19 protein-coding genes are annotated in these 19,114 nt (G+C 65.2%); 14 read left to right on the forward strand and 5 right to left on the reverse strand.

Going from position 1 to position 19,114, the window contains the following annotated elements:
- The first annotated feature begins 33 nt into the window (after positions 1-33).
- Genes EFL95_RS19285 through EFL95_RS16260 form a run of 3 tightly spaced genes read left to right on the forward strand, consistent with a single transcriptional unit; the run spans position 34 to position 2,796 of the window.
- The gene (locus EFL95_RS19285) at positions 34-1,380 is read left to right on the forward strand and encodes a hypothetical protein (protein WP_148045078.1); all 1,347 of its coding nucleotides are present in this window, start codon (positions 34-36) and stop codon (positions 1,378-1,380) included.
- A complete protein-coding gene (locus EFL95_RS16255; protein ID WP_183407223.1) occupies positions 1,373-2,464 on the forward strand; it encodes a DNA primase in 1,092 nt (363 codons plus the stop codon). The genes EFL95_RS19285 and EFL95_RS16255 overlap by 8 nt, the downstream gene beginning before the upstream one ends.
- 50 nt (positions 2,465-2,514) lie before the next feature.
- Positions 2,515-2,796, forward strand: coding sequence for a hypothetical protein (locus EFL95_RS16260; RefSeq protein ID WP_148045079.1), 282 nt, complete (start codon positions 2,515-2,517; stop codon positions 2,794-2,796).
- A 98-nt stretch (positions 2,797-2,894) separates the two neighbouring features.
- Here the strand turns inward: EFL95_RS16260 and EFL95_RS16265 are convergent, their stop codons facing one another.
- Entirely contained in the window at positions 2,895-3,281 is a 387-nt protein-coding gene (locus tag EFL95_RS16265) for a hypothetical protein (RefSeq protein WP_123235151.1), read from the reverse strand.
- A 127-nt stretch (positions 3,282-3,408) separates the two neighbouring features.
- Positions 3,409-3,837 (reverse strand): Hsp20/alpha crystallin family protein, encoded by a 429-nt coding sequence (locus tag EFL95_RS16270; RefSeq protein WP_123235152.1) that lies wholly within the window; start codon positions 3,835-3,837, stop codon positions 3,409-3,411.
- A 100-nt stretch (positions 3,838-3,937) separates the two neighbouring features.
- On the opposite strand from EFL95_RS16270, the gene EFL95_RS16275 reads away from it, so the two are divergent.
- Together EFL95_RS16275 and EFL95_RS16280 are read left to right on the forward strand one after the other, a co-directional pair.
- Positions 3,938-4,228 (forward strand): MerR family transcriptional regulator, encoded by a 291-nt coding sequence (locus EFL95_RS16275; protein ID WP_246005006.1) that lies wholly within the window; start codon positions 3,938-3,940, stop codon positions 4,226-4,228.
- A gap of 125 nt (positions 4,229-4,353) precedes the next feature.
- Positions 4,354-5,472 (forward strand): PDDEXK family nuclease, encoded by a 1,119-nt coding sequence (locus EFL95_RS16280; RefSeq protein WP_123235154.1) that lies wholly within the window; start codon positions 4,354-4,356, stop codon positions 5,470-5,472.
- A 191-nt stretch (positions 5,473-5,663) separates the two neighbouring features.
- Here the strand turns inward: EFL95_RS16280 and EFL95_RS16285 are convergent, their stop codons facing one another.
- The 3 genes from EFL95_RS16285 to EFL95_RS16295 form a co-directional block, all read right to left on the reverse strand.
- Positions 5,664-6,386 (reverse strand): peptidoglycan-binding domain-containing protein, encoded by a 723-nt coding sequence (locus EFL95_RS16285; protein WP_221176474.1) that lies wholly within the window; start codon positions 6,384-6,386, stop codon positions 5,664-5,666.
- A 317-nt stretch (positions 6,387-6,703) separates the two neighbouring features.
- On the reverse strand, positions 6,704-7,963 hold the full coding sequence (locus EFL95_RS16290; protein ID WP_183407224.1) for an MCE family protein: 1,260 nt from the start codon (positions 7,961-7,963) through the stop codon (positions 6,704-6,706).
- A 219-nt stretch (positions 7,964-8,182) separates the two neighbouring features.
- On the reverse strand, positions 8,183-8,878 hold the full coding sequence (locus EFL95_RS16295) for a TetR/AcrR family transcriptional regulator (protein WP_123235157.1): 696 nt from the start codon (positions 8,876-8,878) through the stop codon (positions 8,183-8,185).
- 129 nt (positions 8,879-9,007) lie between these two features.
- On the opposite strand from EFL95_RS16295, the gene EFL95_RS16300 reads away from it, so the two are divergent.
- From EFL95_RS16300 to EFL95_RS16340, 9 genes are read left to right on the forward strand one after another with little or no spacing between them, the layout of a single operon-like run.
- The gene (locus EFL95_RS16300; RefSeq protein ID WP_123235158.1) at positions 9,008-10,141 is read left to right on the forward strand and encodes a VOC family protein; all 1,134 of its coding nucleotides are present in this window, start codon (positions 9,008-9,010) and stop codon (positions 10,139-10,141) included.
- A complete protein-coding gene (locus EFL95_RS16305; RefSeq protein WP_123235159.1) occupies positions 10,138-11,091 on the forward strand; it encodes a fumarylacetoacetate hydrolase family protein in 954 nt (317 codons plus the stop codon). Before EFL95_RS16300 ends, EFL95_RS16305 begins: the two co-directional genes overlap by 4 nt.
- Positions 11,088-12,995: an acyl-CoA synthetase gene (locus tag EFL95_RS16310; RefSeq protein ID WP_123235160.1), complete on the forward strand. Its 1,908-nt coding sequence runs from the start codon at positions 11,088-11,090 to the stop codon at positions 12,993-12,995. The genes EFL95_RS16305 and EFL95_RS16310 overlap by 4 nt, the downstream gene beginning before the upstream one ends.
- Complete coding sequence (locus EFL95_RS16315; RefSeq protein ID WP_123235161.1) at positions 12,992-13,771, forward strand: 1-acyl-sn-glycerol-3-phosphate acyltransferase; 780 nt, start codon at positions 12,992-12,994, stop codon at positions 13,769-13,771. The genes EFL95_RS16310 and EFL95_RS16315 overlap by 4 nt, the downstream gene beginning before the upstream one ends.
- 10 nt (positions 13,772-13,781) lie before the next feature.
- Positions 13,782-14,132, forward strand: coding sequence for a DoxX family protein (locus EFL95_RS16320; RefSeq protein WP_123235162.1), 351 nt, complete (start codon positions 13,782-13,784; stop codon positions 14,130-14,132).
- Positions 14,129-15,670 (forward strand): bifunctional 3-(3-hydroxy-phenyl)propionate/3-hydroxycinnamic acid hydroxylase MhpA, encoded by a 1,542-nt coding sequence (gene mhpA, locus EFL95_RS16325; protein WP_123235163.1) that lies wholly within the window; start codon positions 14,129-14,131, stop codon positions 15,668-15,670. The genes EFL95_RS16320 and mhpA overlap by 4 nt, the downstream gene beginning before the upstream one ends.
- Positions 15,654-16,400, forward strand: a complete 747-nt coding sequence (locus tag EFL95_RS16330; protein WP_148045080.1) for a DUF6629 family protein — start codon at positions 15,654-15,656, stop codon at positions 16,398-16,400. Before mhpA ends, EFL95_RS16330 begins: the two co-directional genes overlap by 17 nt.
- Complete coding sequence (locus EFL95_RS16335) at positions 16,397-17,914, forward strand: MFS transporter (protein WP_123235393.1); 1,518 nt, start codon at positions 16,397-16,399, stop codon at positions 17,912-17,914. The genes EFL95_RS16330 and EFL95_RS16335 overlap by 4 nt, the downstream gene beginning before the upstream one ends.
- Positions 17,847-19,091: a DUF4185 domain-containing protein gene (locus EFL95_RS16340; RefSeq protein ID WP_221176476.1), complete on the forward strand. Its 1,245-nt coding sequence runs from the start codon at positions 17,847-17,849 to the stop codon at positions 19,089-19,091. Before EFL95_RS16335 ends, EFL95_RS16340 begins: the two co-directional genes overlap by 68 nt.
- The last annotated feature ends 23 nt before the right edge of the window (positions 19,092-19,114 follow it).

Consider the following 19,114-nt stretch of genomic DNA (forward strand, 5'->3'; position numbering starts at 1 on the left):
TACTCATCTGCTGCACCGTTCTCGGGAGGTGCGATGTTGCAGCCTGTCCTGGCGCGCCCAAATGCGCATTCTTCTTCGGCTCGAACCCGGGCTGCTACGTACGGCGACCTGCTGTCCGCCTCGAAGCAAGCAGCAAGCGATGCCGACCAGACCGCGTCGACGCGAGGCCTGGACGTCGCAACCGTGAGGCTCGAGTTGGATGGCTACGAACGGTTCCTGGTCACTGCAACTCGCCACATCCACGCGCTGCTTGATATCGCCGGCATCCCGGTTGGTCAGCACTGGGAGAACGACGTCCGGCTACCCCGGCGAGAGCGTCACCTGGGCGGAGCCGGCCACTGGCACAGAGCCGCTGACACTCTTGGTGCCGCTCACGACCTTGTCGCGAGCCACTTCGACGGCGTAATGGTGCCGGTCACAGCCGAGGCGAAACGACTCGTACTCGGCCCCGCTGCGGCCGGTAGCTGCGCTGACGTCACGGCCTTCGTTCTCGCGGCGGTCGCCTCGTCCGACTCGCTGATCCACCGCGCCTCTCTCGCGCAGAAGCATGTGAGCCCCAAGCCCATCCCGCCCCAGGTCTTCACCCGCATCCGAAGGGCAAACCGCGGCGCGGGGCTCTCCGGACGCTCGACCCTGTGGGAACTGCGCCATGTGATCAATGGCGACGGCCCGCGGCTCGACGATCTGCTGACCGCGTACTCACCGGCAATCGAGTTCGGAACCAACAGTTTCGAGTCGTCGTTGGCGGCACTCCGCGTCTTGCGGGAAATCTCCCACCGCCAAGCCCTGGCTCAGGCACAGGCCAGTCCAGCAAGCCTGCGCGACCTCACTCTGGTGAGCAGCCGCATCCTGGCGCAGGCCGCTGAAAGGACCGCTAGCCAGTCGGCAGAGACGGGACTTGCACGACTTCGCCGCGCGCACGCACTTGACCTCATCCAGCTTGCTCAGGACGCATGGACAGACGCACGGAGCGGCCTAACCACCAAGGTTCGTGGCGTGACGCGCGCACCAGCTGTCTACCAGGCAGCCGCGAACGACCTTCTGACTTCAGAGCTCGCACGCTCTGAACACAGCGCCTTGGTCCTTGCTCTGCCAGCCCTGGCACGCGACGCAGCCCACACCGTTGAACGGCTTGCCGCGTCGCGAGATCTGGTCACTGTCCAGCGCGATGCGCTCGCAACCCGTGATGCCTGGAGGCCGATCACCTCAAGCCAGGGACGAGAACTAGTTGGTCGATTCCTCGCTGCGGAGCAAGCGTCACTCCGAGTGGGTAGCGCGGTGCTGACCGCGACTCGAACCGTGCCGACTCGACCTGCTGGCGTGCCAACGATGAACCTGGAAGCTGGTCGTGATCATGGGCTTGGCCGCTCGCATGTCTAAGCCCGCCTACAACTCGTTCCAGCGTCAGCTCATTGCGGCCAACGAGGACGCCGCCGCCTTCTTCAGGCGTCACCTTCTCGGCAGAGTCGAACCCGGTCCGCGCCTTTACCTGATCGAAAGGGGCTTCGGGTTTCTCGTTGAAGAATCGAAATGGGCCGCGGGCTATGCGCCAGGAACCTGGGTTGGGCTACGAAACCACCTGGCTGGTCTGGGGTACTCCGATGACGTCATGTTGGCCTCGGGTCTCCTTTCAACTGGCGCGAAGGGACAGATGTACGACACGTTTCGAGACCGCGTCACGCTGCCCGTAAGAGATGCGGCCGGTCACGTGATCGCGTTCATCGCGCGAAAGGCGCCCAACGCTCCGGGCTCGTCTCCGAAGTACCTCAACACGAGGCGGACAGAGATCTTCAACAAGGGGACCGCCCTATTCGGCTTGTCCGAACTTTCGACGGCCGTACCCGAGCGGGTCGTAGTGACCGAGGGACCGTTCGATGCAATCGCCGCGGACTTGGCCACGGGAGGCGAGACTGCTGCTCTGGCGGTCTGCGGGACCGCCCTGACTGCCGAGCACGCCAGCACGATCAGCCAGCTGGGAGCGAAGGACGTCGTTCTTGCGTTCGACCCGGACGCCGCTGGCGGACGTGCGATTGCATGCGCGTTTCACCACCTCGCTGGCACCACCGACGTCCTTGCGGCGCATCTACCCTCGCGCCTTGATCCCGCGGGCGCGTTGGCAGCGCTTGGCCCGACCGTGCTCGGCCAATCAATCAAGAGGGCAAGGCCCGCCGCCGACGAGGTGGTCGACCAGCACTTCCGTTCGTGGAGATCAGACCAGGTTGGAGCTGAAGCAACGGTCTGCCTGCTACGTGAGGTTCTGACCGATGTCCGCCGGATGCCGAAAGAGCAGGTAGCGCGACAGGTCGCACGGCTCGCCGAGGCGCTCCCGTTCACACCCGCGCAGATCACGGAGGAACTGGTCGACCTTGACGACTCAAAATCGGCTCGCACAGAAGCGCCGTCACGGCTGACTGCACCGCTCGCCCCGCCTGAGCGGAAAGTGGCTCAAGGCAGGTGTCCGTAGATGGGCGTACTGTTGTTGGAGACTCTCCGCCGACTCGGGAGGTGGGTGCAATGTCAGAGTCTGTTCGACCCAAGCGGGTCGTGATCGTCGATGCAGACAACCCCATGGAGGAGATTCAAGGGGAGTTCTTCTGGCGCGAAGACCACGAACGCATCCTGGACGAGGAGCGCCGAAGCGCCTACAAAGCCGGGGTGCGGGACGGCTTGAGCAGCCGAGATCGACCGATCAGAGTCGTAGTCCGGCAGCGCCGCCGTTTCGCCGGCCCGCGGATGTTTCTGCTCGCTCTGGTGATTTCTGCTTGGTTTGTTGTGCTCGTACAGGGCTGGCGTTAGGCGGGCAGACGCGGCGGAATGAGGCGACTCTCGCCCGTGTCGGCGCCTCAGGTTGTTCGCCGCGTTCGGGCGTGATCTCCTCCCCGGCGGGCCGACGGTTACTCGCCGTCACTGGTTGTTGGAGGTGCGAGTGGCATTTCTGTCCAGGCTTTGGCGAGGTCGTCGAGCGTCAACCTGCTGCATTGGCCGTTGGCGAGCTCGGTGAGCGTCAGTGCGTCCCAGAAATCGGCATGCCGGTCGCATTCCAGTACGGCGGTGACAAGACCGCGAACCGGTGCCTTGTGGTGCTCGGAGGCGACTTGGACAAAGCGATGACCGGAGTCTTTTGCCCGCCAGGCCAGGACGGCGGGTTGGTCCAAGGTTCTGGCCCAGGCGAGGAGCTCAGAGGGGTTGTCGACAGTCGCGGTGACATCGCCGAGGATGTCGAGCTCGCTACTGATTCGGAGCAGGGTGGAAAGTTCTCGGGCGTCTCCCGCGCGCAGCATCGGTCCTCCTTGGGGATTCTCGAAGGTGCCGGAATCGACGTTCAGGCGGGAGGCTGGGTAAACGTCGTGCAGGGCTGCCCAGAGCCACTTGGCTCTGGGCAGCCCGAGTCTTGGGCTTCGGCTCGGCTCAAGTAGTGATGGCAGCGGTCTCGGGTGCAGCGGTGCTGCGGACCTCGATCTTGCGCGGCTTGGCCTTCTCCGCCACCGGGATGGTCAGCCGCAGGACACCGTCGGCGTACGCGGCGTCGATGTGCTCCAGATCCAGGTTGTCACCCAGGACCAGTTGCCGGCTGAACAACCCCCGGGGCCGTTCGGTGGCCAGCATCTCCCAGTCGCCGTTGCGCACGACACGCTCGGCTCGGACGGTCAAGACGTTGCGTTCGATGTCCAGGTCGATGCTCTCCTTGGCGATGCCGGGGAGGTCGAACTCGAGCACGAAGGCGTCGCCTTCGCGCCAAGCATCCATCGGCATCACGGCTGGACGATTGGTCGTGCCGGCGAGCTGCTGGCTGAGTCGGTCGAACTCACGGAACGGGTCTGCGGTACGCAGCAACATGACGAATCCTCCTTGTCTCACGGGTAGCCAGATCTGTGCTGGCCGATATAGGTTTTATATAGCAAGAGACGGAGTAAGAGGCAAGAGGAGGTGGTGGGCTGTGTTGGATCGAGACCGGGCGGTTTTTGCCATCTCTGTGGCGGCAGAGTTGTCCGGGACCACGGTGCAGAACTTGCGCGCGTACGAACGCAGCGGCCTGCTCGAGCCACAGCGCACCGAGGGCGGGACGCGTCGCTACAGCGAAGTCGACGTCGAACGGCTTACGCGCATCAGGACGCTGCTTGATGCTGGGTTGAACATCGCGGGTATCGAGCGAGTGCTGACACTCGAGGAGCAAGTCCACGAACTGCAGATTGAACTCGCCAGCAAGCCACCCAGAACTGGCCGCTAGCTGACGACGCCGACTCGCGGCGGAGTGACGCATGCTCGCTACCCGGCAAACGCTCTCGCACACTGTCAGCGGACCTGAACCGTAAAGGGCGAAGCGACTCGGCCCGTCCTGGCAGACTGTGGTGAGTGCCGCGCAAGATCCTGGTTAAGGGAGGCTCCGCCGGGCCTATCGATTTCGTCGAGGTCCCTGCGGCAGACGAACACGAGCTTCAGGAAACGCTTCGCGCGCATCCCCAGCTGATCCCGGCAGAGGACCTAGGTCTTTCCGGAGACCTGCTCGTTGTCGGCCGAGAGACCCAGCTTGCATCCGGCGCTATCGACCTGCTCTGCCTGTCGAGGTCGGGGGAACTCGTCATCATCGAGTTCAAGACGGGGCCGAAGAACCCTGACTTCAGGCACGCACTCGCTCAAGTCATCGACTACGGCTCGGATATTTGGAAGCTGGGCGGGTGGACTGCGTTCGACCAGGGTGTCGTTCATCGCTACCTAAGCAGCAAGTGGGTCGAGCCGACCTACGCGTCCTGTGACGGCCTACAGGCCGCAGCCACCAAGGCGTGGGCACTTAATCCCGAGGAATGGGAGGTGCTCACCGATCGACTCGACCAGGTCATCAAGAAGGGCGACTTCCACTTTGTAGTCGCCGCCCAGCGCTTCGTCGACCCGATGAAGGTCTCGGTCAGTTACCTGAACGAGACCACTCAGGCCGGGCGGTACTTCCTCGTCGAGGTAGTCCGGCTCGACGGCGCGGGACTGACGGCGTATGCCGCGCAAGTGGTCCACAAACCCGAGGTTCGAGGAGGTGCCGGGTCTAGCCCCGCTGCGAAGGCGTCAGAGGCGGCGTTCTTGGCTGCGATCGCAGACCTTGACTACCACGAGGCAATGAATGAGCTGTTCGCATCGGTAAAAGCGCTGGGTCTGACGATGGAGTGGGGCTCGAAGGGGGCATCCATCAGGTTGAAGTCACCAGACCAGCAAGAGCCCATCTCGGTCGGTTGGGTCTTCCTAGAGGGCGACCAGTGGACGTGGGCCAAGCACGTAACGTTCGGCGTCGACCCGAGCACGTTGAAGAATCACCCAAGCATTGAGCCGGCCATTCTCGAATTCTGCCAAAAGATCAGCCTGGTCGCCGGGGGTAACCCGGCCGGGAGCAATTCCAACGCGGTCATCTTCGAACCGTCAGTGTTCGTGAAGAAGCGTGAAGATTTGATCGCACTTATCGGCGAACTGGCTGCAAGGTCCTCCTAGGACTCGCAGTCAGGGTCAGGTCGTCCGGGCATCAACTCATCGGGAAACGTTCGGTAGGGCGGCGCCGCGGCCACATACGTCGTAGGCGGTGGAACGGCACAGCACAGCCAGTGGGCTCTTCGGCGGTTGGTGAGGCCTCATTACGTTCCCGAATCGCTCGGGCTGACGGGAATCAGGGCTCGCGACACCTCCTAGCGAACCCCGCCGTGCCACGAGCAGGTTCCTGATCCTGTCGAGCGCGACAGCCATCCATCCGCACAGAGCGATCCGCCGTATATGGGCATCGGATTGGAATTGGGAGCTGTTTCGGGGGCCTCGTCGTTACCAAGGTTCAGAAGGGTCTGGAGCGTGTTGGGTCCGACTACTCCGTCAGGCTCCAGCGCGTACGTCCCTTGAAACGCCTTAACACTCGCCTCTGTAGCAGGGCCGAAATGACCGTCGGGCTCTAGTTCGCCGAAGCCAAGGTAGGTAAGCAGCGCCTGGAGTGTTGCGACCTCACGCCACGCGACGGGCCGCAATTTGATACTCATTGGCAGCCCCCGTCCCTCCTCAATGAGAGAACGCATTCCGCCACCGGAGCCAGCCGTTGAAGTTGGTGATGCTGACGGCGCTGCGGCGCCGTGGCAGTAGGTCGAGAGTGCACGTGACGAGACAGCCCATTTGTCCATTTGCGCTTGGACATACTGATGGCTGAATCCAGCGGTCTGCGCGCCGAGGAAGACGATGGCGAGGTCATCGGTTTCTGACGCCAGGTCTCGTATCAGTCCGCCGGCTTTCGTCGCGCCTGGAAGCGGCTCTGACCCCTGATCGTTCGCAATCCGCGCCAGGTCAGCGGCGTAACTCTGAAGCGCAAGAGCAGGATTGTCGCCACCCGACTTGATGCCTGCCAATAGGTCGGCGTTCTGTTCGGCCAAGCCATCAGCTGCTCGGCAGGGCGCTTCGCGACCAAAGTCGGGGTCGAAGGTGCCGGCGTCTGGCGTTGCAGGCGCGGCAAGTGCCGCGGTTCGGGATTCCCGGTTTGGAGATCCGGTCGAGCACGACACCAGGAGAAGGCCCGCGAGCGCGAGAGCGCCAGAACGCACAAACACAGGATCACGTTAGGCCTCGCACCCGGGCGCAGTGGGGCGATCTGGGTACCAGGTGGGATTGATCCCGGTTTGAGCTTCGACGCGCAGGCGGCGGAATGACGCACGCATCGCGGCAGATCCGCGCTTCGCCCACCCAGCAGGCGCTACGAGTAGAGCGGGCCGAACAGCAGGGCGGCGAGGCCGTCGCTTTGATCGGGTACGCCAGGCTGTGGTGTCGTTTCTCGGTCCGACCAGGTGACGCGACCGGTCACGGGATCGTAGGCGGCCACCGTTGGACCTGCATCGTTCGCGTTGGCCGCTGGTCGCGGCGCGTTCTGTGAACCTCGCGGGTTCGACTTCGTGGCGGGTTCAGAACAGTGAGCGTCGGCGTCCATTGGGCGCTCGGATCGGTCGGTGGGGGAGCGACGCTCCTTGGGGTCGTAACCGGCGTGACATACCGGTGGTAATGCGTTGAGCACGAGACCAGAGCGCTGGTAGTACCCGTCTGGGCCCTTCTCGGCGATGGTGAAGCCCTCCGCGACCGCGTACGGGTAGAGGACGAGGATCTGGCGTACCCCCGGGAGGTGCTTCTCGACCACCTCTCCGGTCGTCACCAAGTTGTTGATGAGGCCGCCGAGGTCGACACCGTTCTGCTCAAGGAAGGTTCGGAGTTGGGTTGCGGTCGCGGATCCGTTGTCGATGAGCTTGATGAGCGCGTCGTTGTTGTCGGCCAGGGTGCCGGAGAACAGGGCTAGGTCTCGGGAGAAGTTCCGGATGGCTGAACCCTTGAGTGCTTGGGTGCGCAGTGCGACGTTCGAGTCGCGGATAAGGGCGGTCGTGACGTCGAAGTTGTCGTTGGCGGTCTGGATGAATTGGTTGCTGGTGTCGATGATGCGCGCCAGGTCCGGTCCGGTGCCCGCGAAGGCGTCGCCCATTTCGGTGATGGCAGTGCGCAGGTCTTCCTGCGGCAAGGAGGTGACCAGCTGGTCGGTGTTGGTCAGTAGTTCGGTCGTCGAAACCGGGACGCGGGTGTCCTTGATGTCGATGGCCGACCCGTCTCGCAAGTACGGTCTGCCGTCTCGTCGCGGTTCCAGGTCGAGATACTGCTCGCCGACCGCCGACTTGTTCGCGACGACCGCGAGGGTGTCGGCGGGTACGTCGTGGCCGTGGTCGATCTCGAGGATGACGTCGACGCCCGAACGAGTCAGGCGCATGTCGGTGACCTTGCCGACCTGGACACCTCGGTACGCAACCTCAGAACCGACGAAGATGCCGCCGGACTGGTCGAAGTGCGCGGTGACCTCGTAGGTGGAGTCGAAGAACAAGCGGTCCAGTCGGGCGTAGTGGGCGCCGACGTAGGAGATGCCCAACAGTCCGATGAGGGCGAAGACGAGCAGTTGCTGCTTCGTGCGTGCGGTGATCACGCCACGGCCCGACGGGAGTGGCAGTACGGAGCGATTCTGGAACATGCGAACCCACCATGATGATTTCGGCTTGTCTGACGGATTCGTCAGGTAAGAGTGCGCACAAGAGTAGGACGAAGATGGGCGCGCGTCTAGCCAATGCGAGTAGCCGCGCTCGGCACGCCCCTATGCAGCGCGGCTGTGTGCCCTCTTCTGTTGGGGTGCGGGAGCCACGCCGGCTCAGGCGGAGTCAGGCTGGGGCACGTGCGGCAGGTTCGGAAGGGCCTGCTCCAGGAGGTCGACCACGCTCGGCAGCGGCGACCGGCAGATGGCAGCGGCTTCCCCGGGCGGCACACCGAACATCCGCAAGATGTCCTCGGCGACCTGGTCTGCCAGTTGCGCGTCGTCGCGTTCAGGGTGGTCGTGGATGGCCTGGCCCAACGCTAGCGCCGCGCCAGCTGCGATCAGTAGCGCAGGGTAGGGGTCAGCGATGGTGAATCTGCCGGACTCGCAGCCGCGCGTGATGTCGCGCAGAGCCCGCGGGCCTAGCCCGTGCTCCGACGAGATCATGGACATGCCGCGCGAGATGATGACCCTGCTGAGCTGGGGCTCGACCCGGTGGATGCGTCCGGTCAGGCGAAAGCTCCGAGCGAACACTTCGGCCGGGTCCTCGATGTCTTCAGTCCATGCGTCCAGAACTGCGCCCTGTAAGTCCAAGGCCGACTCCACCGCCGCCTGGAAGAGCTCTTCCTTGGTCTCGAAGTGGTTGTAGAACGAGCCCATACCGACATCGGCGAGCTCGGTGATCTCCAAGATCGGGACGCTCGTGCGGTCCTCGGCCAGAAGTTGCTGGGCCGCCCGAATCAGCGACGCACGAGTCTGCGCCTTCCGACGCTCGCCACGTTTGCGGGCCGCTGCTGCAACTGCTTCAGACATCGAACTTCCTCCTCATAGGACGCAAAGCGTAACAAGTCTCCGCCAGTTTTGACGAATTCGTCAGAGAGACTTGACTGACACCTTCCTCGTAGGTGAGGATTTCGTCAAGTACAAGCGAACGAGGCAGACATGAGCACTCACCACACGCACAACGACCTGCACAGTGAGCAGGGGGCACTGCCCGGCGAACACCTGGGGCGGGCTACCAACCCGGTCATCAAGGTGCGCGACCTGGCGTGGCTGGAATTCGAAAAGCCCGACCTCGAGGGCGCGGAGATCTTCGGTCACGCGTTCGGCTTCGCTACCAGCTACAAGGACGCCAACGAGCTGCACCTGCGCGGCACGCTGCCCGGCAGTCCGGCGGTCATCATCCGCCGCGGAGCCAAGTCGCGGTTCACCGGACCTGCGTTCCTCGCAGCCGATGACTCCGACCTGCTGCGACTCGCCGACTACCTCGGCGTGGCCCTGACCTCGCTGCCGGAGAACCTCGGCGGTCTTACCGTCGACACCCTCGACCCCAGCGGTGCTCGGGTCCGGGTCGTCACCGGCTGCCACCAACTCCCGGCGCTGCCGCGCCAAACCCCGCTGGTCCACAACTTCGGTGGGCACGTCGTCCGCGAGAACGCCACCCAGCGTCCGCTGCGCGAGCCGGCCAAGGTCGAACGCCTTGGCCACGTCGTGCTCCAGTCCACCCGCTACCAGGAAGCACTCAACTGGTACCTGGAGCATCTTGGTCTCATCGTCAGCGACTTCCTGTACTACGACGGGCAGCGCGCCAAGGGCCCGACCATGAGCTTCATCCGGTGCGACCGTGGCAGCGAGCCCGCCGACCACCACACCCTCGCGATGACCCTCGGTCCGAGCACCCGGTACGTGCACTCGGCCTACCAGGTCGCCGACCTCGACGCACTGGCTGCAGGCGGGGAGTTCCTCAAGGATGCCGGGTACCACCGGTCTTGGGGCATCGGGCGGCACATCCAGGGAAGCCAGATCTTCGACTACTGGCGCGACGACAAGGGGTTCCTCGTCGAGCACTTCACCGACGGCGACATGTTCGACAACACCCTCGACCCCGGCTGGGCGCCGATGACCGCCTCGGGCCTCGCCCAGTGGGGACCACCGGCGTCGGCGGACTTCCTGGGCGTCAAGCCAGGCAAGGAATCGCTCGCCGAAGCCCGCTCCATCCTCTCCGCCCTGCGGAAGTCCGACAACGAATTCGACATCGCCCGCCTGCGCGGGCTCCTGAAGGTGGCCAACTCATGAGCATCAACATCATCCGCACCGACGACCGGTGGTACGTCGAGAAGTTCGCAACAACGGGCACCCGCATCGACACCCTCGCCACGACCACCGGCGAGCTGCTCGCCGACCGTGACGCCATCAACGCCGCCGTTGCCGGAGCCGAAACCGGCCTGCCCAGCAGTGAGCTGCAATCCCCGGTCACCGCCCCGTGCCGCGTCGTCGCCCAGATGACGAACTTCGTCAGCCACATCAAGGACTCTGGGTTCAACCCCGAGACCGTCCCCATGACGTTCTTCCGGAAGACCTCGCACTCCATCAGTGGTCCGGTTCAGGACATCATCAAGCCCGCCCACGTCCGCTTCCTTGACTACGAGGTCGAGATCGGGCTGGTCATCGGCAAGGGCATCCCGGTCGGGGCCACCATCACCAACGACAACATCGCCGATCACGTCGCGGCCCTGGTCGTCACCAACGACGTCTCCGCCCGCGACCTGCAGCTACCGAAGACCCAGTTCTTCGAGTCCAAGTCCTACCCGACGTTCACCCCGACCGGCCCGCGTCTGGTGGTCCTCGAACCCGGCGACTGGGTACGTTTCGAGGAACTGCGCCTCAAGCTCTGGGTCAACGACGAGATCCGCCAGGACGCCCTTGTCGGCGACGACATGCTCTACAAGCCGCTCGAGGCTCTTCAGGGCCTCGCGCAGTTCCAGCCGCTGGTCGCCGGTGACCTCGTCCTCACAGGCACGCCCGGAGGCACCGCTCTCAAGGCCCCGCCCAAGCCTGTCGAGATCATCGGTGCTCTGCTGCCGGCAGCCACCAAGTGGAAGGCCTTCTTCAAGGCGCAGGCGAAGAACCCCAATTACCTCGCGGACGGTGACTTCGTCGAGGTCCACATCGCCACCGAGGACGGCAAGCTCGATCTCGGTCGGCAGCGCACCACCGTCCGTTACGCCTCCAAGGCCCCGCAGTGACCACGGGCACTTCAGAGGCCACAGCGGCCAAGGGCGTCAACGAGTGGCCGACGTTCGCTGCACCCAGCGACGTCGAACGCATCGAGAGTGTCCCGCTGGCCGAGCGCGATCTGCCCGCGACCACCTACCAAGTGCTCAAGCGGGCGGCAGAAGCTTGGCCCGACCGGATCGCGGTCACCGTTATGCCCGAGGCTGCTCGGTGGTCCGAAGTTGTCAATGCCACCTACGACGACCTGCTGACGATGACCGATCGGGTCGCCAAAGCTCTCGTACGGCGAGGTGTCACTCCGACCACACCGGTAGGCATCATCGCGCCGAACTGTCTCCAGCTCGTCCCGGCCATGCTCGGGGCGCAGGCCGCGGGGATCGCGGTGCCGCTCAACGGCGGGCTCACCAGCGAGCATCTGGCAACGCTCATCGAACGCAGCGGCGTCACGCACCTCATCGTCGCCTCCCCGGACCTGGATGAGGCCATCTGGGCGAAAGTCGTCGAGCTCGCCGCCAACGGACTCGCGCACAACCTGTACCTGCTCGACCCCACGGAAGGCACCCGAGCGAAGGACGCGAGACTGGACCGCGTCGCCACGGAGTACCTGTTCGAAGCCGCACAGACCGAAGCACCCGGGTTCGAGGACCCGCACCGGTCGGGTGACGTCGCGGCCGTCTTTCACACCGGCGGGACCACAGGGATTCCGAAGCTTGCGGCTCATTCCCACGCCAACCAGGTCACGGACGCCTGGCTCATCGCCGCCGACTCCACCACCGACGGCGACGAACAGGCAACGATCTTCGCTGCCCTGCCTCTCTTCCACGTCAACGCGCTCCACGTCACGATGCTCGCCCCGATGCTCAAGGGACAGCGAGTCGTCTGGGCCGGCCCGCTCGGGTTCCGCGACCCGTCGCTGTACAGCGAGATCTGGAAGATCATCGAGCACTTCTCCGTAGCCACGATGAGCGCCGTCCCGACCGTTTACGCCGTCATGGCCGCGTGCCCGGTCGACGCCGACATCTCGTCGATGAGGGTCGCGGTCGTCGGCGCGTCCGCGCTCCCAGCCGCAGTTCGCACGGCATTCGAAGAGCACACCGGCGTCCCGCTCCTCGAGGGATACGGCTTGACCGAGGGCACCTGCGCCAGTGCCCGATCGTTCGTCTCTGACCCGCGACCCGGTTCGGTCGGCAAGCGCCTGCCGTACCAGCCGATGCGCGTAGTCGACGTGGCTGCGGACGGCTCTTGGGTCGACGTACCAGCCGGCGGTGTCGGCACGCTTCTCATCGGAGGTCCGACGGTCTTCGCCGGGTACGTGACCGGCCACGACCCGGACGGGTTTGTTCTCGACTACCTGGACAAGGTGCGCGACGGATGGCTCGATACGGGTGACCTGGCCCGTATCGAAGACGGATTCGTCTACCTCACCGGACGCGCCAAGGACCTCATCATCCGTGGCGGACACAACATCGAGCCCGCTGCCATCGAGGATGCGCTCCTCCTGCACCCGGCGGTCGCCGACGCCGCGGCAGTCGGGCGCCCAGATCCACGCGCGGGTGAGATCCCGGTCGCCTACGTGACCCTGACGGCCGGCATCGAAGCCACCGAGACCGAACTGGAAGCGTTCATCGCGGTCTCCGACCTCGAACCAGCGGCGAAGCCGAAAACCGTGACCATCGTCGATGCGCTGCCCGTCACCGACGTCGGCAAGCCGTACAAGCTCGCCCTGCGCGCCGATGCGGCGATCAGAGCCATCGAGGACGCGCTCCGAGAATCGGCGGGTATCACCGCAGTCGACGGAAGTGTCGTCGACGGGTCGGTGCACATCACGGTGCACACGGCTCCGGATGCCGACCCGGTTGAGGTCCGCAAGCGCTTGGACGAGTACGCGATCGCCAGCGAGGTCGTCGAGTCATGAACGAGACAGAGGACTTCCTCCGGGCGGCAAAAGGTGTCTGGGACGTCGTCGCCACCGAGTACCTCGAGCGCTACCACCGGCTCGACGTCACGATCGACGCGCGCATCCCGGACGAGCCAGTCATGTTCGTGTGCAACCACGGGTTCGGCGGCATCGTCGACCTCAACGTCATGGCCTTCGCCGCTGCGTTGCGCAAGACGGGGCAGGACCGACCAGTCACGTTCCTTGTCCACCAGATCGCCTGGACTCTCGGCATCGGCAAGCTCGTGGAGATCGGCGGCGGACGCAAGGCCACCCGCGCGGCTGCCGAACAGGCCATTGCCGAGGGGCACCACATCGTGGTGTTCCCCGGAGGTGACATCGACGCGGGCAAGGCGTTCAAGGACCGCAACACCGTCACGTTCGCCGGGCGCAGCGGCTTCGCGAGCCTGGCGCGCAGGCTGAACGTCCCGATGGTTCCGGTCGTGACCGCCGGCGCCGGGGAGTCGCTCTATGTCCACAGCGACGGCACCGATCTCGCGAGTCGCTTCGGTCTCGACAAGGCCCTTCGTATCAAGGCCCTCCCGATCAGCGTTTCCATCCCGTGGGGCATCAGCTTCGGGGTCACGGGCCTCGTCCCCTACATCCCGCTGCCGAGCAAGCTCAGCACCGCTGTCCTAGCGCCGGTCGACCCGACCAGCGCGGACACCCCGGAAGCGCTCGCCGAGCACGTCCAAGCGTCAATGCAGAGGCGGATGGACGAACTCGTCGCCTCCCGTCGTCCAATCATCGGCTGAGCGGACTGACATGGATCTCACCATCATCACCGCGGCGGGCGTGGCTTCCGGCTTCGCTGCTCTCGGAACGGCCAAAGTCATGAAGACCCGGCTCATGCGCGCCCGTGCGCAGCACGTCGGCTTCCGCGTCGAGCGCTACCAGCTCATCGGAGGCGCGGAACTCATCGGTGCAGCGGGTGTCCTCGCCGGACTCGCGTACACCCCTGTCGGGTACGCCTCCGCCACCGGTCTGCTCGCCCTGCTGGCCGGCGCAGCTCTTGTACACATCCGGCAGGGCGACGGCCCGGCCGAGCTCGCACCAGCTGCGCTCTTCGCCACCGGCACAGTCTGTTACCTCGTCGCCCTAGGAGTTGCCCGATGAACATCGACAACACGACACCGCACCCAGACGTCGTCATCATCGGCGCTGGCCCCACTGGCGTCACCGCCGCAATCCTGTTGGCTCAAGCCGGAGTACGCACCCTCATCCTGGACCGGTGGCGCGATGTGTTCCCGCAACCACGCGCCGTCCACCTCGACGACGAGATCTACCGCGTCCTGGGCAACCTCGGGGTCGCGAAGGAGTTCGAGGCAGTCTCGATCCCCGGCGCCGGGCTCCGGCTCCTCTCGCCGTCTCACCAGACACTGGCTCAGTTCGACCGAACCGACCCTCAAACCTCAAACGGCTATCCCCAGGCCAACATGTTCGACCAGCCCGACCTCGAGACGATCCTGCGAAACCGGATGCACGAGCTCGAGCTAGTGACCTTCCGAGGCAACGTCGAAGTGACTGCCGTCCGCCCGGAGACAGGATCCGGACCGGAGGTCGAGTACGTGGACCTGGACACCCAACACAGCCATGTGGCACGGCCCCGTTTCGTCTTCGGTTGCGACGGAGCGAACAGCCTGACGCGCCAGGCCATCGGCTCGTCGATGCAGCAGCTCGGATTCGGTGAACAACGGTGGCTCGTTGTCGACATCGCCACCGACCGAGACCTCGGCCATTGGGGCGGCGTCCATCAGGTCTGCGACAGCAAGCGAGCCGCGACCTACATGCGCATCGGAGAGACCAGACATCGATGGGAGTTTGAGCTCCTCGACGGGGAGAACACCGCCACTTTCGAGACCCTCGACGCGCTCGCTCCGCTCCTGGCGCCTTGGGAGACCGACCTCAGTGGCTTCGAGGTGGTTCGGTTGGCCGAGTACACGTTTCGTGCCCAGTTGGCCGACAAGTGGCGCAGCGGAGATGTCTTCATCCTCGGCGATGCTGCCCACCTCACCCCGCCCTTCATCGGGCAGGGCATGGGCGCCGGCATCCGCGACGCGGTGAATCTGTCCTGGAAGGCAGCCGGGGTCATCCGCAACACCCTGCCTGCCAGGGTTCTGGACAGCTACGAAGTCGAGCGGCGGCCCCACGCCCGAGCCATGATTCGACTTGCCATGACCGTCGGCCGTTCCATGACTGGCGGAGGGGCGGCCGGGGACCGCTTGCGCTGTGCTCTTCTGCCTCTCGTCGTACACCTGCCCGGTCTGCGCCGACGGGTCCTCGACAGCGCCACACCGGTGCTCACGAAGTCTGCCCTGAACAACCGGAAGCGGTTCGGCAAGGGACTCGCAGGCACGCTCTGTCCGAACCCGGACCTCGGCCTCGGTGATCGGTTCGACCGCGTCGTCGAGCACAGATATGCGCTCGTGGTCCGCGGCTCGCTCGCTGTCGAGGCCGCCCGCCGCGTGAGTGCTCTCGAGGTCATTGTCGTCGATGCAGACGTCTCGCCCGAGCTCGCTGGCTGGCTCGGTCGGACGCAGGCCGCTCTCGTTCGCCCCGACCGTACGGTTCTCGCCGCCGGAACCTTGACTCACGTCCTGAGTCGTATGCCCCACAGCAACAGAAAAGAGTCCTCGGGTGTGCTTCTCCCCTGAGATGGACCTGGCGGCCGGCACGGTGATCACGTTGGTCGGCATTGACGCTCTGCGCCGCGCAGACCGCAAGGAGTTGGTGCCGTTCGCTGCGCTGCCGTTGCTTTTCGGCACGCACCAGCTCGTCGAGACGTTCGTGTGGTGGCGCCTTCAAGGTCACGTTTCGCAGTCGTGCGGCGACACGGCCTCATGGGTCTACGTCGCGATAGCGCTCCTCGTCGTACCCATCGTCGTCCCTATCGCGGTTCAGGCAACTGGCGTCGGCGCTCCTCCGGCGTTGGGTCGCCTCTTCATAGCGGCCGGTGTCTGCGCAGCGATGTTCGACATCGTCGGCATGGCACGCGGATGGGATCCGCAGATTCAGGGCCACCGCATCGCCTACAACGTCGACGTACCGCTCAACCCGCTACCGCTCGGGCTGTACGTGATCGCTGCTTGCGCCCCTGCCCTGCTCTCACGAGTGCGGGCTATGCAGTTGTTTGGCGGGACGAACCTGGTCGTGGTGGCACTGCTGGTCTGGCTGGCGCAGTCTGCTTTGGTGTCGCTGTGGTGCGTCTGGGCGGCGTTCAGCAGCGTGCTCATCAACATCAGCATCCGACGACTCGCAGCAAGCGCCCCGGAGCACCACCGGAATTCAGTGGAAGGGTGGCCGTGGCCTCCTGCCCTGTGGCCGCGCTTCCCGTCAACTGAGGTCAGTTCGACATCGAAGAATGGAGCAGACCCGTGTCCATGAAGAACTCACCAAGTCAGGCCAGGTCCACCAACCTGACTCTGCTGGCGATGTGCCTGTCCCTGGTGCTGGTGGTCGCCTCAGTCTCGGCGCTAAACCTGGCTCTCCCCGATGTCGCCATCGACCTGGGCGCCTCGAACGCTGCCCTGACGTGGATCGCTGACGGCTATACCGTCGCGCTCGCGGCGTTGGTACTGCCGCTCGGCGCACTCGGCGACCGGTGGGGAAGACGCAACATCCTGATCGTCGGCACCGTCGTGTTCGGCGTCGCGTCACTGATCGCTTCGTTCGCGGACAGCAGCGGTGAACTCATCGTCTGGCGCGTTGTGATGGGGCTCGGCGCCGCCATGATCATGCCCGGCACCCTGTCGACCATCACCGCGGCGTTTCCCGCCGAGCAACGCGCACGCGGTGTCGCTGTCTGGTCAGGCTTCGCTGCGGCTGGCGCCATCATCGGCATGCTGGCGGCCGGCTCGCTGCTCGAGCAGTGGACCTGGCGGTCTATCTTCGTGGCCTCCGCAGTCGTCGCCGTCATCGCGGGACTGGCAGCCCTGGTCTGGGCGCCCAACACCCGCGACGAAGACCAGGGCCGACCGGACTTCGCCGGCGCTCTTCTTTCTTCGGTCGCCATCGGCACGTTGGTCTACGCCATCATCGAAGGCAACGACAAGGGCTGGACCGAACCGGCCGTCGTCGTCACCGGCGTCATCGCCCTGCTGGGCTTCGCCGGCTACGCCTTCCTCGGCGCCCGCAACGACGAACCTCTCCTCGACCCCCGGCTGTTCGGCATACCCGGGTTCCGGAGCGGCGCTATCACCGTCCTGGTCCAGTTCATGGCTGTGTTCGGTTTCTTCTTCGTGGGCCTCCAATACCTACAACTGCTTCTCGGATACAGCCCGCTGAAGGCAGCAATAGCCCTAGTGCCGGTCGCCCTCGTCGTCATGCCGACCGCCCGGGTCACACCCTGGCTCGTCGAACGCCTCGGCACCAACGTCGTCATGTCCGGGGGCCTCGTCCTTCTCGCCGGGGGCCTGTTCTGGGTGGCCCGCCTGGACGTCGACTCCGGCTACCTCCCGTTCCTCGGCGGGATCATCGTTGCCGGCCTCGGAATAGGCCTCTGCAGCTCGACCGGAACAAGCGCAATCGTCGGATCCCTCTCGACGGGCCAGCAAGGAGTGGCGTCTGCGGTCAACGACGCCACCCGCGAGGTGGGGTCTGCCGTCGGCATCGCCATCATGGGCTCGGTCTTCGGGCGTGTCTACGCGGACAAGCTGTCCGACCTGAGCCAACTACCCGCTGCTGTGCGCGGAGCAGTGGAGGACTCTCCCGCCGCCGGACTGCACGTTGCCGAACAGCTGGGAGGTCCGGAGTCAGCCGGTCTCGCTCACGCCGTCCAGACCGCGTTCATCGACGGGCTGTCCGCCTCGATCCTGGTGATATGCGCGATCCTTGTGGTCGCCGCAGCCGGCGCGGCTCTTCGCGCACCCAAGCGAGGTCAGGATCCCGGACGGAAGTAGGTCGAGTCAGTCCGTGAAGTGTTCTCCCTGGCGAGTCCTACCCGTCACGGTCGTTTTCATCGTGGCTGCCGCGGGGGTGGTGGTGCTGCTCGACGAGCCCCCTGAGCGCCGCGTCGTACCACTGCCGGAACCAACCGCGACCCTCGGAACCTGCATCCGCACGGGAGCACTGGACTCCGTGGAGGCCCTGAACCGGTTCGTTGCGAAGGTCCGCGGGGACGACGGATTCGCAGGCGGCGACGTCGGCGCCAGTGTCGAACTCCAGGACGCGCGCCGGTTGTTCGTCTTCGGTGACACGCTCCGGTCCGCGAACTTCAAGGGGCAACGGTTCGTGCACAACTCGATGCTCGTCTTCTCCGCAGGGTGCGGTCGGGTCGTCCTGCCACGCGCCCGCGGAGCACTGGTCCCGGACCGGAGTGACGGAGTCGGGTACTGGCCGATGTCGATCGCGCGCATCGAACGCCCCGGCTACGACATCGTCGGCGTCGGGCTCCAGCGAGTCCGGATGACCGGCGGGACCGACGTCTTCGACTTCGAGGTGCTGGGCCCGGCGGTCGCCCGGTTCGAGGTTCCGCGTGGTGGCGTTCCGGAGCTGCAGTCGGTACGCGACATCGGGGCAGACCGGGTAGACACGAGCACGCCGATGTGGGGGGCTGCGGCCGTTGTCGACCACGGATGGGTGTACCTGTACGGGACCTCGCGGCCGGCCAACGCAGGCTTGAGCGGGTTCGCCCTCCGAGTTGCACGTACAAAGCCGGACACGGTCGGCGAACCTCGAACGTGGACATACTGGAACGGTCAGGCCTGGTCCAGGAACAGTTCCTCGGCGGTCGAGCTCATCGGCCACCAGGGCGGCGTGTCCCAGACCTTGAGCGTGTTCCGGGTCGGCGGGACCTGGTACGCACTCAGCAAGAAGAACGAGGTACTCGGAAGGCACCTCACCATCTGGAGCGCGCCCGGGCCCACCGGCCCGTTTGTGGAGGCTCCGCCCTCCGCGGATATCCCGTCCGATGCCGTCTCCGGCACGTTGCGCTACATGCCGCTCGCCCACCCCGATCTGTTGCCTGAACCGGGCACGGTCGTCGTCAGCTACAGCGTCAACAACACCGACTTTCGGGTAGTTCAGAACGACCCACGCCGCTACCGACCCCGGTTCCTACGTGTGGCGCTTCCGTGACTGACGAAGACGCGGAGATGTTC

Source organism: Nocardioides marmorisolisilvae (assembly GCF_003725775.1).
GTDB classification, from domain to species: domain Bacteria; phylum Actinomycetota; class Actinomycetes; order Propionibacteriales; family Nocardioidaceae; genus Marmoricola; species Marmoricola marmorisolisilvae.